17 protein-coding genes are annotated in these 12,450 nt (G+C 66.8%); 10 read left to right on the top strand and 7 right to left on the bottom strand.

Annotated elements, in window-relative coordinates; all coding sequences use genetic code 11:
- The first annotated feature begins 38 nt into the window (after positions 1 to 38).
- Positions 39 to 647 carry a hypothetical protein gene (locus tag BM424_RS07900; protein WP_245775697.1) on the top strand — a complete coding sequence of 203 codons (609 nt, stop codon included), beginning with the start codon at positions 39 to 41 and terminating at the stop codon, positions 645 to 647.
- A gap of 245 nt (positions 648 to 892) precedes the next feature.
- Here the strand turns inward: BM424_RS07900 and BM424_RS07895 are convergent, their stop codons facing one another.
- Complete coding sequence (locus tag BM424_RS07895) at positions 893 to 1,420, bottom strand: hypothetical protein (protein ID WP_093415003.1); 528 nt, start codon at positions 1,418 to 1,420, stop codon at positions 893 to 895.
- Between the two features lie 144 nt (positions 1,421 to 1,564).
- On the opposite strand from BM424_RS07895, the gene BM424_RS07890 reads away from it, so the two are divergent.
- Complete coding sequence (locus BM424_RS07890) at positions 1,565 to 2,650, top strand: potassium channel family protein (protein ID WP_093415001.1); 1,086 nt, start codon at positions 1,565 to 1,567, stop codon at positions 2,648 to 2,650.
- A gap of 58 nt (positions 2,651 to 2,708) precedes the next feature.
- Positions 2,709 to 3,137: a hypothetical protein gene (locus BM424_RS07885; RefSeq protein ID WP_139274025.1), complete on the top strand. Its 429-nt coding sequence runs from the start codon at positions 2,709 to 2,711 to the stop codon at positions 3,135 to 3,137.
- Here the strand turns inward: BM424_RS07885 and BM424_RS07880 are convergent.
- Positions 3,134 to 4,105: a neutral zinc metallopeptidase gene (locus tag BM424_RS07880; RefSeq protein WP_139274024.1), complete on the bottom strand. Its 972-nt coding sequence runs from the start codon at positions 4,103 to 4,105 to the stop codon at positions 3,134 to 3,136. The two genes, BM424_RS07885 and BM424_RS07880, sit on opposite strands and share 4 nt — an antisense overlap.
- Positions 4,106 to 4,225: 120 nt before the next feature.
- Here BM424_RS07880 and BM424_RS29400 point away from each other — a divergent pair, with 120 nt between their 5' ends.
- A complete protein-coding gene (locus tag BM424_RS29400) occupies positions 4,226 to 4,495 on the top strand; it encodes a hypothetical protein (protein WP_139274023.1) in 270 nt (89 codons plus the stop codon).
- A 321-nt stretch (positions 4,496 to 4,816) separates the two neighbouring features.
- On the opposite strand, the gene BM424_RS07875 is transcribed toward BM424_RS29400, so the two are convergent.
- The 5 genes from BM424_RS07875 to BM424_RS07855 form a co-directional block, all read right to left on the bottom strand.
- Positions 4,817 to 5,092, bottom strand: a complete 276-nt coding sequence (locus BM424_RS07875) for a hypothetical protein (RefSeq protein ID WP_245775696.1) — start codon at positions 5,090 to 5,092, stop codon at positions 4,817 to 4,819.
- A 139-nt stretch (positions 5,093 to 5,231) separates the two neighbouring features.
- A complete protein-coding gene (locus BM424_RS29395) occupies positions 5,232 to 6,542 on the bottom strand; it encodes a WXG100 family type VII secretion target (protein ID WP_245775695.1) in 1,311 nt (436 codons plus the stop codon).
- Complete coding sequence (locus BM424_RS07865; RefSeq protein ID WP_175547978.1) at positions 6,539 to 6,838, bottom strand: WXG100 family type VII secretion target; 300 nt, start codon at positions 6,836 to 6,838, stop codon at positions 6,539 to 6,541. Before BM424_RS07865 ends, BM424_RS29395 begins: the two co-directional genes overlap by 4 nt.
- 205 nt (positions 6,839 to 7,043) lie before the next feature.
- On the bottom strand, positions 7,044 to 7,535 hold the full coding sequence (locus BM424_RS07860; RefSeq protein ID WP_093414993.1) for a hypothetical protein: 492 nt from the start codon (positions 7,533 to 7,535) through the stop codon (positions 7,044 to 7,046).
- A gap of 14 nt (positions 7,536 to 7,549) precedes the next feature.
- On the bottom strand, positions 7,550 to 7,816 hold the full coding sequence (locus tag BM424_RS07855; RefSeq protein WP_245775694.1) for a hypothetical protein: 267 nt from the start codon (positions 7,814 to 7,816) through the stop codon (positions 7,550 to 7,552).
- A 161-nt stretch (positions 7,817 to 7,977) separates the two neighbouring features.
- Here BM424_RS07855 and BM424_RS07850 point away from each other — a divergent pair, with 161 nt between their 5' ends.
- From BM424_RS07850 to BM424_RS07825, 6 genes are all read left to right on the top strand, one after another.
- Complete coding sequence (locus BM424_RS07850; protein ID WP_175547977.1) at positions 7,978 to 8,823, top strand: helix-turn-helix domain-containing protein; 846 nt, start codon at positions 7,978 to 7,980, stop codon at positions 8,821 to 8,823.
- The gene (locus tag BM424_RS07845; protein ID WP_342742600.1) at positions 8,726 to 9,010 is read left to right on the top strand and encodes a DUF397 domain-containing protein; all 285 of its coding nucleotides are present in this window, start codon (positions 8,726 to 8,728) and stop codon (positions 9,008 to 9,010) included. The genes BM424_RS07850 and BM424_RS07845 overlap by 98 nt, the downstream gene beginning before the upstream one ends.
- Before the next feature lie 140 nt (positions 9,011 to 9,150).
- Complete coding sequence (locus BM424_RS07840) at positions 9,151 to 9,558, top strand: hypothetical protein (RefSeq protein ID WP_093414989.1); 408 nt, start codon at positions 9,151 to 9,153, stop codon at positions 9,556 to 9,558.
- A complete protein-coding gene (locus BM424_RS07835; protein WP_093414987.1) occupies positions 9,555 to 10,094 on the top strand; it encodes a DUF3558 family protein in 540 nt (179 codons plus the stop codon). Before BM424_RS07840 ends, BM424_RS07835 begins: the two co-directional genes overlap by 4 nt.
- Before the next feature lie 12 nt (positions 10,095 to 10,106).
- Positions 10,107 to 11,504 carry a PPE domain-containing protein gene (locus BM424_RS07830; RefSeq protein WP_093414986.1) on the top strand — a complete coding sequence of 466 codons (1,398 nt, stop codon included), beginning with the start codon at positions 10,107 to 10,109 and terminating at the stop codon, positions 11,502 to 11,504.
- A gap of 106 nt (positions 11,505 to 11,610) precedes the next feature.
- Positions 11,611 to 12,450, top strand: coding sequence for an ESX secretion-associated protein EspG (locus BM424_RS07825; protein WP_342742599.1), 840 nt, complete (start codon positions 11,611 to 11,613; stop codon positions 12,448 to 12,450).

Genomic DNA, 12,450 nt, shown 5'->3' with positions numbered 1-12,450 from the left:
CTTGAGTTCGGCGTGCGCGGCGGACGACTATGCCCGCGATGAACACCGACTGGAAGCTCTCCACTCCGCCGGAATCCGCTGTGCGCGTGGACACCGAAGTGCTCGCTCTGCGCGCCCCTCTGGTGCGGGTCCACCGCGACGATGAGGGAACCTGGTCCTTCGAGGGGCCGGGCGCCACGGGTCGGGAGTCCAAGCAGACCAAGCTGCAGGCCGTCGTCGGCGCGTGGCCGCACGTGGCGGCGCTGTCCGACCTCGACGCCGGGACCGCCGTGGTCTGGTCGTGGCAGCAGCACGGCTGGGCCAGCGAGTTCGAGTGCGAGTGCGGCAACTGCGAGACGCCGGTCGCCGGCGACATCGACCGCCAGTCCTGGCCGTCGGAGCTGCAGCCGCAGACCATCATCAGCGTCGAGCAGGTGGCGCTGTCCGGGCAGCGGCCGCTCACCGACATCCTGTCCACGCCGGGTGGGATCGCGATGCTCGGTCCCGGTGATCACCGGCGCACGGTGGACCAGATGACCCCGGTCGCGCTGGCCAACGTCATCCGCCGCTGGCCGCACACGGTTCAGGCGATGCGCGTCCTCCAGGAGGGCCGCGGAATGCGCTGGAACCCCGAAGGTCTCAACTGGCACGAATACGTCCTCGCCTGACCTGGGGTGGGGAAGTTTTCATGAAAACTTCCCCACCCCCAAGACCACGACGAAATCCGGAGAAACCTCCACGACGTGGGGTTTTCCCGGCGACTTCCCTCGTGGGTGGGGGAAGTTTTCATGAAAACTGTCACTCCCCGGGGGTTCGACAGTTTTCATGAAAACTGCGCCCACGTCGGGGACGAGAGAGTCGGGATCGGGAGAGTCGAGGGATCGGGAGAGTCCGGGGTCGGAGGACTACTGGGTCAGGCGTTCTCCGTGATGTGCGGGTTCTCCAGCAGCCGCGAGTACAGGACCTCCAGCAGCCACCGGCCGAACATCGACGAGCCGAACTCGGCCGCCCGGTTCTCCGGCTCCAGCACGAGCCTGCCCGCGTCGTCGGGACCGGTGGTGACGATGCCGGCGCCGTAGTAGTCCAGCTCCAGCATCGACAGCGGGTCCTCCTGGTGCTGACCGGGCAGGACGACGGCGCACGGCGCGAGGCTGAGCAGCATCCCGCACGCCCGCAGCGCGCGCGAGGGCTTCGACACCGGGACCAGGATCCCGATCAGGTCGACGGCCGCCACCGGCAGCTGGTCGTGGTGCTCGGGTTCGGACCACGCCTTGAACCAGGCGGGGTCGAGCTCGGGTCCCCACCCGTGGTGCAGACGCCACTGGTGGACGTCCTGCCGGATGCGGGCCACCGCCGTGAAGCGGGTGCCGAGCACCTCCACATCCGGTACGAGTCGCCCGTCCCACCCGAGGGCGCGGGCCGCGTGCTGAAGCTGCTGCACCGTCGCATGGTAAACGTCCGAACCGCCTTTTCGGGATGGTGTTCTGCCAGGAATTCGACACAATTCCGGGCGGTCGTCGTCCACATGTGCGGAGCGGTTACTGTTCAACGCCGTGAGTGGTCGGAACGTCGGGGAGCGCAACTCATGAATCGAGGTCCGAGCCAGCTGTTCGGCAGGCACAACGCCGAGGAAGAGCTGAGCACCAGACCCGATCACGCGCTCGTCGGGGTCATCCGGATGCCGGGAACCGTGATCAGCCCGGTGCGCTCCATCATCCGCCGCATCATCGGTGCGCTGATCGCGCTGGCCGCCACGGTCGCCATCGTCTACGTCGGCCGCGACGGGTACGAGGACTCCGCCGGTGGTGAGCTCAGCGTCCTCGACGTCATCTACTACGCGACGGTGTCGCTGTCGACGACCGGCTACGGCGACATCACCCCGGTCACCGAGCAGGCGCGCCTGGTGAACGTGCTGGTCATCACTCCGCTGCGGGTGCTGTTCCTGATCGTGCTGGTCGGTACGACACTGGAAGTGCTCACCGAGCGTTCGCGGCAGGCTTTCAAGATCCAACGCTGGAGGTCGAAGGTGCGCGACCACGTGGTCGTCATCGGATACGGAACGAAGGGCCGTTCCGCGGTCACCGCGCTGCTCGGCGAGGGCGCGGACCCGGGTCGCATCGTGGTGGTCGACACCGACCGCGCGTCGCTGGAGTCGGCGTCGGCGCAGGGCCTGGTGACGGTCAACGGTTCCGGTACCCGCTCGGACGTGCTGCGCGTGGCGGGTCTGCCGCGCGCCCGCGCGATCGTGATCGCCCCGGCCCGCGACGACACGGCGGTGCTGGTGACGCTGACGGCCCGCGAGCTGGCGCCGAAGGCCCAGATCGTCGCCGCCGTCCGGGAGGCGGAGAACGTGCACCTGCTGCGCCAGTCGGGCGCGGACTCGGTGGTGGTCTCCAGCGAGACGGCGGGCCGGCTGCTGGGTATGGCGACGTCGACGCCGTCGGTGGTGGAGATGTTCGAGGACCTGCTCAGCCCCGAGGTGGGGTTGGCGATCGCCGAGCGCGAGGTGGAGCGCCAGGAGGTCGGCGGTTCGCCGCGGCACCTGGGCGACATAGTGCTGGGCGTGGTCCGCAACGGCGAGCTCTACCGGGTCGACGCTCCGGAGGCGGACGCGATCGAGGAGGGCGACCGGCTGCTCTACGTGCGGAAGGTGTCGCCGCCGCAAACGTGATCGTCTCCTGACCGGGTATCCCGGGATGCCGCAACGCGTTTCTGGGACTATCGGTGATGTGGGAAGCACGCGAGGTGAGGCCTCGGTGGCGTCGATCCTGCTCGTCCTGGGATTTCTCGGTGTGGTGGTCGCGGGCGTGACGGTGTGGCCGCTGGTCGCGGCGTCCGGTGAGCGGAAGACCGCCGAGCGCGAGGCGACGGCGGTGGTCGTCGAGCCGCGTCCGTGCGGTCAGCGCGCGGCGGGCGATGTCGTGGAGGTGCGGATCGACGGCAAGCCGCAGCGCGCCACCTTCGACGGCTGCGGGCACACCCGGGGCCAGCGCCTGCAGGTGATGGTGCCGACCCACCCGTCGGGCCAGTTGCGGGTCGGTCCGGTGAAGGACCAGGCGACGGAGCTGGAAGCGCTGGCGTGGCGCACCAACATCGTGCTGGTGACCCTGGCCGCCGTGGCGGGCGGCGGTTTCGGGATGCTGCTGGGTCGGCGCTAGTCCACGTCGCTGGACGGCGACAGCCAGGTGTTGCACTGGGTGACGCGGTTCTTGCTGAATCCCTGCTGCACCCAGGTGGAGTTGGTCTGGATGCTGCCGTGGTCGGCGACGCTGCTGTTCTCGTCGCCGCGTCCGGCGGAGTCGCGCAGCGCGGGGAAGATGATGTCGTCGCTGACCCCGCCGTTCTGCAGGGCGGCGAGGGTCATGCCTTCGAAGCAGGTGGCTTGGAGTTCGGAGCGCCGGGTGAGTTCGAGCCCGGCTTCGCCCTGGGCGGTGGCCGAGGCCTGCCCGTAGGCGGCGTTGATGCCGGAGAGCCGTTGCAGCGCGTGGCCGAACTCGTGCGCGAACTGGCCGAGGAACACGCCGGCTTCGCTGCGTCCCTCGACTTCGGAGTAGTAGCGCGCGGTCATGTAGATGGTGTTGTCCTGCGGGCAGTACAGCGCGGTCTGGTTCCAGGTCCGCAGCCCGCAGGGCGTGTTGGTGTCGCTGCCGGTGGTGACGACGCGAGGCATGTCGGTGGGCAGGTTCGCCTGCTGCAGCGCGGGTTTCCAGGCGCGCATGAGGCAGGGGAGCGCGGCCTGGTAGAAGGCGTCCTGCGCGGCCACGTCGGTGTCGAAGGCCGGTAACGAGCACGGGGTGGTGACGGCCCCGCTGCCGTCGATGTTGATCGGGTTGTCGCCGAGCTTGACCACGGGTCGCGCGGTCGAGGACGGTGCGTCCGAGGTGGTGGGTTCGTCGGAAGTGGTGGTTTCCGAAGTGGTTTCGGTGGTCGTGGTGGGTTCGTCGCTGGAGCTGGGCGCGGTCTGCTGGTAGGAGCGCTGCTCGGCCCGGTTCGCCGACATCGACGCTCCGACGGCTCCGACGGTCCCGATCACGAACACGGTCACCGCGGCGAGCACGATCCCGACGACGAGGCCGTGGTTGTTCCGCTTCGGAGGCTCCTGGTGGAAGGCGGGGCCGGGCGGCACCCAGGCGGGCGCGGCCCGCTGCCACCCCGCCTGCTGCGACCCGGCCTGTTGCGATCCGGCCTGCTGTGGCCCGGCCTGCTGCGCCCCGGCCTGCCAGGGGTCGGTTTGCCATTGCGGCGCTTGAGGATTCGCCTGCCAGGCCTGCGGTTGCCCAGGCTGCTGTCCTTGGTGTCCGGATTGCTGGTGACCGGGCCGAGGCTGTCCGGGCTGTTGCCCTGGCTGCCCGGTCTGCGGGAGACCCGGCTGCTGCCCGAACGCCGCGGGAGGCGGGCCGACGTGCGGACGTCCGACGGGCGCCGCGGGGAGCGGCTGCCCGGGCGGTGGTGCCGGGAAGGCCTGCCCACCCCGGTCACCGTTCTGCGGCTGCTCCCAGGGCGGGCGCGGAGGTAAGGGAGGCCGAGTCATCCTCGCAGCTCCGACCACCGGAAACGACGGGTCTCAACCACCCCGCCCAGCCATAACGCGCTCATGCCACCGACTTCCCACAACACGAAGATCGCTCAGCACCCTAACCCCAGCAGCACCCCCGCACCCCCACTTTCCCCAAACCCATCCCCCCGGATCCCGGGTACGGCGTCTCCTCACCCGGGAAGCGGCGTCGCGTGCCTGGGGACCTCACCAGGGGACAGTTTTTTCTAGAATTGCCCCATGATCATGTCCGTTTTGTCTGGACAGTTTTAGCTAAAACTGCCCTCTCGCGAGCTGCGCCCCTCACGAGTCGATGGCTTCGAGGCGGACTCCTCCGAGGATCGGACCTCCGCGCAGGACGAGCTTCGAGCTATAGGTCCCGGCGGGCACACGCGAGGCGTTGAGCTCCACCGCTCGGAAGATCTTGCCGTCCTGCATGAAGAAGAGAAGCTGCCCAGGTCCGGAGTAGTGGTCGTCGATGTCGACCTCGCTGTGAACCTTGGCCTGAACGTCCTTCTTGCTGGTGTACTCCTCGAAGACGTGCACCGTGTCCCACGGGCCCGGCTGCATGTCGCGCATCGCCCGCTCACGCCCGGGTTGGGTGAGACTGTTGATCTGTTCGTAGAGGCCCGGATCGCGCTCAGGCTCGACGCCACCCGGAGCGCAACCTCCCGCCAACAATGCGAGCAGTGAACCCACAGCGATACGCCGCAGCATGTCAGTAGTTCCCATCGGTCGTTCCGTAACTGTCCGCGTCGTTGCCTGGGTTGTAACCCCCGGACCAGTGGTAGTCGGGTTCTCTGGGGGTGTGGCCTCCGGTATCCGGTGCTGCCTGTGCCTTCCCGGACTGACCGATCTCGACCTGGTCGCTGTACTTCAGGTTTCCTTGTTGGTCGTGGACGAGCACGTCCCCATTGCGTACCGCTTCCTCAACGTGGCGGGCTAGCTCTTCGGGACCCGCATCGGGGTGGGCCTGGGCGATGTTCCGGCCGACCTCGTTGTTGTACAGATCCATTGCTTCGACCGTCGATGCGTTTGCCTGGTCTTGAGGTAGCCGCTCGTGCGCGGTCGTGTAGCTCTCGGTCCATTCGGGTCCGAAGCGTTGGGTCAGAAGCGCGTTCCAGTAGGTGTGCCGGAACGCGTCTCCGTGCCCGTCGGTGGTGCCCTGGCCTCCGAACGCATCGGCTCCGGAGGCTTGGGCGCGTTCGTAAATGTCGTACGCGTCCTTGATCCCAGCCACACCGAGGTCGGTGAGCAGTGAAGCCTCTCCGGCGGTCATCGTCTTGGGTTCAAAACCGAGCTGGTCGGCGAGCCAGCCCATTGGTCCGTCGGGGAAGGTGACCATGCCGTCCGGGTCGGGGGTGACCTGGTACTCGCGCAGGATCTCGTCGATCGGTTTTCGCTGGTCTCCGTTGGCGGCGGTGAGGAACACCACGGGGCCGAAAGGGCCTGACGTGATCGAGGTGAGCTTCTTCGCGGTCTCCTCGTCCGAGGTCTGGACGTTGGTCAGGAGCTTCGCGGCGTTCTGCACGGCTTCGCTCGCTTGCGTCGCGAGGTCGGTCGCGACAGGCGAGGTTGCTGCGTCGGGCGGGAGCGCGTCTGCCTTGTTCTGCAGGTCGAGCAGGTATTGCTGCAGCGCCGAGTGCTCTTGGTGCGCGGATCGAAGCGAATCGGCGACGGTGGTCAGCAGTTTGCTCGCTGCGGTGAAGAGCGCGGTGTCGGTCTCCAGTTCTTTCGCCGACGAGGTCAGCGCGCCGGTTGCCGCGTCGGCTGCCTGGCCGCTCCAGACAGCGGGCAGCTGGTCCGTGGCCATCCTCGTCGAGTCCTGCTGGGTTCCGTCGAGGCCTTGACCTGCTCGGCTGAAGGCGTGAACGAGATCATCGAGTCCGCCAGGATTCCCGAGCGGTTCTCCAAGGGACCGACGAGCGTTGGCGATCGACGCGGCGAGGTTGTCGGGTCGCATGGACTCCGCGATCCTCTGCAGGTCAGCGGCACGGCTTGCCAGGTCGTCGATGGTCGCCTGGTTCACCGGACGCCGCCGATCTGTCCTCGACCGGACTCGTCGGCGGCGTCGTAGGTGTTTGCGCTGGTGTGCACGTCCTGCGCGGTCCGCTCCAACGCATCCAGTCGCTTCGACAGGTTGTCGAACAGGGCTTGTTGGAAGGCGTTGAAGGCTTCACCGCACGTCGTGGTCGCGAAAGCTCGGGCGCCCTCGGCGGTAGCTCCGTCCCAGGCGGAGCGGACCGATCGCAGATCCGTCGCCAGCATGTCGATCTCGCGCGAAGCGTTCCGCATCTCATCGGGCGTGGTGTTGAACCCGGTCATGCTTGCGACTCCTCCCCGGTGTGTGCGCCATGTCCGGAGAGTCTTGCAAAACAGGAGCGGCCACATCGGCGAATTGGGTGATCTTGTCGGGTTCTGGAGGAGTGCTTGCGTGCCCGATGTGGAGGTGCGGTTGGTGCTCTGCGTCGCCAGGGGACAGTTTTTCCTCTAATTGCCCCATGATCATGTCCGTTTTGCCCGGACAGTTTTAACTAAAACTGCCCTGTGCCCAGTAGTGCGGGGCGGGAGGTGACGGAGTTCGGCGGGAGTGCATCGCCCGGGTCGTGGTGGGGAGCCACCAGAGGGTGGCGAGGGGGAGGGCGATGAGGAGTTGGGTGAGGCTTCCGAGGTTGCCGTTGAGGAGGGTCGTGGTGCCACTGATCGCGTAGAGGGCGCAGCAGATCGTGACCAGGATTCTGCCCGTTCGGCTGCCTCGGAGGAGGGAGAGGAGGCTGCCTCCGATGCCGAGGGTGATCGTGAGGGTGGCCGCGGTGAGCAGCAGCGCGCCGGCGAGGTGGTGACCCGTTTCGAAGCCGCGCTTGATGCTCATGGCTCCGAGCAGCGCGAAGCCGCCGAGGGAGACGCCGGAGGTGGTCAGCGCGGCGACGATCAGGACTGCGATGGAGCCCTGCTTAGGCGGATCGGCCGGGGGCCGGGTGAGTTGGGGCGGGAGTTGCGGGTCGAACATCGGGTTGTGCACGGCGGGAATTCCCTTCAGTAGTCCCAGGTGTGGTCGCGGTGTTCTTCGCGGTCGGCGATGACCGCGCATTCCGGGCAGCGTTCGGTGATCGCCTTGGTGAGGGGCTCGCGCGGCCACGGGGTGGCGGTGGGGATGAGCAACCAGGTTTCGCAGAGCGCCGGAACCCAAGCGCCGGTATATACCGATCCGGGAAGCGTCGTCATCGCGTGGCGAATCTTGAATCCCGAGCCGACGATCCAGAACACGTCCGTTCGCTCTCGTCGAAACACGTCGAAAACCATCCCTTTGAGTCCTCTGCTTCTGAACACGTGGAACCGGAATGGGATGGGAAGTTAGGTTCGTTTCGGCAGTTCATCCACCAGTGAAACGTTTCCCCGGGAATCGAAGCAGTGAAACGGAATTCGAAACGGGGAGCCGGTCACGCATCTCCCCGGAGGTCAGGGTGTCGGCGAGATCCCGACTGTTTCGCGTCAACCTCGGCGCGGAGCTCCGAACCCTGCGCGAGCGCGCGAGAATGTCCACCCGAACGGTGGCCACGCGATTGGGCACCAGCCCGGCGTGGGTCAGCAGAACGGAGACCGGAGTCCGCTACCCGACCCCGGAGGAGGTCGCCGCCCTCTGCGACCTCTACGGCGCCACCGGCGAGATGCGCGACCTGCTCACCGCCAAGGCTGAGTCCAACGACGGCACGACCATCAACCTGCCGTCCCACGACCAGTTCGCCGACCAACTGGCCAACATCATGCTGCTGGAGACCGAGGCCCGACGGGTGACGGAGTACGAGCTGGCCCTCGTACCAGGGCTGTTGCAGACGGCGGGCTATGCGCGCGAGATCTTCTCGACGATCGAGCGTCCGCAGGCGGAGATCGAGCGCCTGGTCTCCACGCGTCTGGGACGCCAACCGCTGCTGACCAGGCCGAGAGGCCCGGAGCTCCAGTTCCTTCTGGACGAGTTCGTGCTGCGCAGGCTGATCGGTGGTCCGGAGGTGATGCGTGAGCAGCTGTGCAAGATCGTCAGGGAAGCGGAGCGTCCGAACGTTCGCGTGCGGGTCGTACCTGCGACGGCCGGGGCGCACGCCGGTTTGGTGGGGACTTTCGCCGTGTACGAGTTCGCAGCGGTCGAGACCTACGTGTACCTGGAGCACAAGAGAGGTGGCGTTTTCCTTACTGACCCCGAAGACACGCGTGGGTATGTTGATGTTCGGGACGAACTTTGGGAGTCGGCGCTCGACGAGCAGGCATCGGTCGAGTTGGTCGGCACGTTGGCAGAAGGGCTTGTCGATGACTGACCTCGTGTGGCGGAAGAGCAGCCGTAGCGGCCCCGAGACGAAGTGCGTCGAAGTCGCGCAGGCCCCCGATTCGATCGCCGTCCGTGACTCCAAGGATCCGGAGGGTGGTCAGCTGCGAGTCCAGGCAGCCCAGTGGGGCGCCTTCATGCAGGGCCTCAAGAGCGGGCGGTTTCGCTCCGCCGAGTAGGTGATCTTCGCGTTGTGACCTGGGCGGGAGTGTGGCCCAGGTCAAGTTTGTCCAGATTCCCCGGAACCGTTACGCGCGCGGGCGCGTCCAGCTAAAGTAACCACGGTTCATGGGGGATCACAGGGTCCGGAGGATCTGGGATGACTAGCGCAGAGAGCGGGTTCGCCGCCGCCAAAGAGGGCCTGAAGGCCGTCAGCGGCCAGACGCAATGGATCAACTCGCAGGTCAGCGCGGGCAAGCTGGCGCTGGACCCCGAGGTCGCCGAGAGGGCTGCCAAGCGTTGCGAGGAGGAAGGCGACGAGCTCACGAAGCTGATCAACGAAGCGCGTGCGATCACTCGTGTCAGTGGACTTGGCGATTACAAGCCCGGAGCACAGCTGGCGCAGCGTTTCGAGGACAAGGCTGAGGGGGAAGCCGGAGCCTTGAAATTGATCCGTGACATGCAGGCTGAGCTGGATAAGCAGGCCGCAGCCTTCCGTGAAGCTGCGAAGCAGTACCGAGCCACCGACGAGCAGAACGCCGACGACTTTAGACGAGGTTTGCAGTGAAGAAGCTTTCCCGGTCCCTGATCGCAACGGCCGCAGGTGCAGCCCTTCTTGGGCTTTCTGCTTGCGGAACTGGATCGGGCTCTGGCGGTGGCAACACGGAGGCGCCCGAAACGACTTCGTCGCAAGCCGGGTTGGCTAGTTTTGACCCGTGCACGTTCTTTCAGCCCGATCAGCTGACCTCGTTCGGCTTGGGGACTCAGTCGGAACCGTTTGCGCCGGTCAGCTACGAGCCTGGCTGTCGCTGGACGGGTGAGAAGTTCATCCTCTCGCTGCAGAAGAACGCGGAGGAGACCGTCGCGTCGTACGAGACGACGGGAAGCTGGGACAGCTACACGAAGAAGACCATCGCAGGCCGGTCAGCTGCAGTGGCTCTTGAATCCGGAGCGACCGGCGTCGGCAGCTGCTCGGTGCTCGTTGACGCCGGAGGCGGCGTGGCCATCTTCATGCTCGATGGTCAGCGGCAGGATTCCGTGCCGGACCCGTGCGGGGAAACCGAAAAGATCGTTAGTCAAGTGGCTTCTCAATTGCCGAAGTGATTTGGGGGAGTTATGGGATTGCTTGGCGACCTCGTCGACACGGTCGACAACGCGGGTGCCCATGTCTTCGGTGGCCTTGGCTGGGAGGGTGCAGCTGACGACCAGCGCAACGAGCTGGCCGCGCAGGGCAAGCAGTTCGCTCAGCAGCAGCAGGCTGCTATCGCCCAGAACGTCAAGGGCCTGAACGTTTCAGGGTATGACTCGCCCGCGATCAGCGAGTGCGTCAACTGGGACGGATACAGCCACGCTGACATCTACAAGACCAACGAAGAGTCGATCAAGCCCAGTAGGGTCGGTGAGTCTGCCCAGGCCTGGGTCACCCTCGCTGAGAAGCTCCGCGAGCGCGGCACGAACTACAGCCGGGACCTGGGTGAGATCGTTCGCGGCGGTTGGCAGGGTGAAGCAGCTGAAGCGGCTGCTGAAGTCGGCAAACCCGCCTCTGAGTGGATGATCGCCAGCGCGGACGCGTTCCAGGCGACCGGCGAGAATCTCCGGATCGCGGGCGATGCGGCGGGTGAGTCGAAGAACCTCGTGCCCAAGCCCGAGGGATTCAGCTGGGGAGAGACGGCGGCCAGTGCAGTTCCGTTCGGGCTTGCTGGTGGCGGAATCAATGCGCTTTCTCAGATGGAAGCGCAAGAAGAAGCTGAAAAGGCTGCTCGCGAGACCATGGGTCGGGTTTACAGCCCCACGCTGACTCAGGTCGACGCGAAGATGCCGCAGTACACCGCCCCGGACGGGTCGACCGCGAACCCTCCGCCGGTGTCTCCGCCTCCTGGAACTGACTGGGGTGGCGGCCCTGGCAACGGCGGCAACGTCCCTGGTGGTTCCGGAGCCGGTTCGGGTGCTGGCGGCGGTTATTCCGGTAGCGGAATGCCTGGTGGTTCGGGCGGCATTCCAGGTGGGGGTTACAGCGGTGGCGCCTACCCGGGCGGTACGAGTCCGGCGGGCACTGGAACTGCATGGGCGAACCCGCCTGGCGGTGGTGCTTACCCCGGCGGAATGCCCCCAGGAGCGGGCGGAGCCGGTGGGGCTGCTGGCGGCGCCGGCGGTTTTGGTCTCGCCGGTGGTCTCGGTGCTGGAGCTGGCGCGGGAATGGGCGCTGGTGGCAAAGCTGGCGGTGTCGGCGGTGCTGGTGGTGGCGCCGGTGCCCGCGGTGCGGGAATGGGCGCCGGTGGTCGCGCAGGCGCAGGTGGCCTTGGTGCCGGTGCGGGCGCCGGAGCAGCTGGCGCTGGTGCTGGCGGTCGTGGTGCTGCTGGCCGCGGTGGCATGGGCGGCATGGGTGCCGGTGCCGGTCGTCGCGGTGAAGGCTCTGAGGACGACGAGCACGAGCGTCCCTCCTGGCTTGAGGAGCAGGACGACGTGTGGATGAACGACATGCCTAAGACGGCGCCTCCTGTCCTCGGGGAGTGATGACCTGACCTCCGTTCTCTGAACGGACCTTTTGTGGATCGAGTGGTGGGGAAGTTTTCATGAAAACTTCCCCACCACCTCCACGAGTCTCTTTCTGCTTCCACGGGTGGGAGAAAGCTCAGTGAGTGTGTTGGGGCGGTGGCAGCTGCTGCCGGTTCACCTGGACATCGTTCTCAAGTATCTGAAGATCGACGGGTTGACGTTGCCGATCAGCAGTCGATCTTTCGGACGTACTGGGTCGGAGTTCAACGCGATCGTGAGGACGGAAGTCCCGAACATGGAGGCGGCCGGGCTGGTCGTCGACGACGAGGTGGTGCCTCCGCTGGTGGAGGCGCTGAAAACCCTTGCCACGCCCTATCTGTGGGTCGACTCGATGTGGTTCCCCCAGCCGGGTAGCGACCACTGCTGGCGGGCCGTCGCCGTGTTCACCGAGGGCGATCGCGTGGTGCTCGGCGTGCAGGCGCCCAGCGAGGACCCCAAGCGCGGCGGGCTGCTGACCGTCGAGGTGCACCAGAACGTGCCGCTGCCGTCGGTCGTGCTCGCCACGCTGCCGCCCGCGAAGCCCGGCATCAACGGTCCGATCCGGGTGCCGCACTCGTCGCTGCAGGGCGAGCAGATCGAGGACTACGACCCGTCGAGCATGATGCAGACCGCCACCCGGCAGCGCGGCAGCAGCGGTGACCAGCAGGTCGAGCTCTACGAGCGGGTCGGCAAGGCGCAGCACGCGCGGCTCGGTCAGCTCGCGGCGAACCTGCGCGACCAGCACGGCCGGCGTCGCCGCACCCAGCCCGTGTCCTGGTTCGACAACCTCGAACCGGACGGTCGTTACCTCGATCGTGTGGAACGCGGCAGCACCGGCGAACCGCTCTACGCGCTGCTGCCCGCCGACGCCCGCATGATCGGAAACGAGATCAACTCGTTGATCAACCAGGTCCGGGCGGGCTGA

Source organism: Saccharopolyspora flava, assembly GCF_900116135.1.
GTDB classification, from domain to species: Bacteria; Actinomycetota; Actinomycetes; order Mycobacteriales; family Pseudonocardiaceae; genus Saccharopolyspora; species Saccharopolyspora flava.
The sequence above is the reverse complement of the archived record's forward strand: the minus strand, read 5'-3'. Positions and strand labels throughout refer to the sequence as shown.

Bases quoted from the DNA above. Each gene is read 5' to 3' on its own strand.
- BM424_RS07855 (WP_245775694.1), bottom strand. From the start codon at position 7,816: ATGGTTTTCGACGTGTTTCGACGAGAGCGAACGGACGTGTTCTGGATC.
- BM424_RS07890 (WP_093415001.1), top strand. From the start codon at position 1,565: ATGAATCGAGGTCCGAGCCAGCTGTTCGGCAGGCACAACGCCGAGGAA.
- BM424_RS07845 (WP_342742600.1), top strand. From the start codon at position 8,726: ATGTTGATGTTCGGGACGAACTTTGGGAGTCGGCGCTCGACGAGCAGG.
- BM424_RS07865 (WP_175547978.1), bottom strand. From the start codon at position 6,838: ATGACCGGGTTCAACACCACGCCCGATGAGATGCGGAACGCTTCGCGC.
- BM424_RS07875 (WP_245775696.1), bottom strand. From the start codon at position 5,092: ATGCGCGACATGCAGCCGGGCCCGTGGGACACGGTGCACGTCTTCGAG.
- BM424_RS07830 (WP_093414986.1), top strand. From the start codon at position 10,107: ATGGGATTGCTTGGCGACCTCGTCGACACGGTCGACAACGCGGGTGCC.
- BM424_RS07840 (WP_093414989.1), top strand. From the start codon at position 9,151: ATGACTAGCGCAGAGAGCGGGTTCGCCGCCGCCAAAGAGGGCCTGAAG.
- BM424_RS07900 (WP_245775697.1), top strand. From the start codon at position 39: ATGAACACCGACTGGAAGCTCTCCACTCCGCCGGAATCCGCTGTGCGC.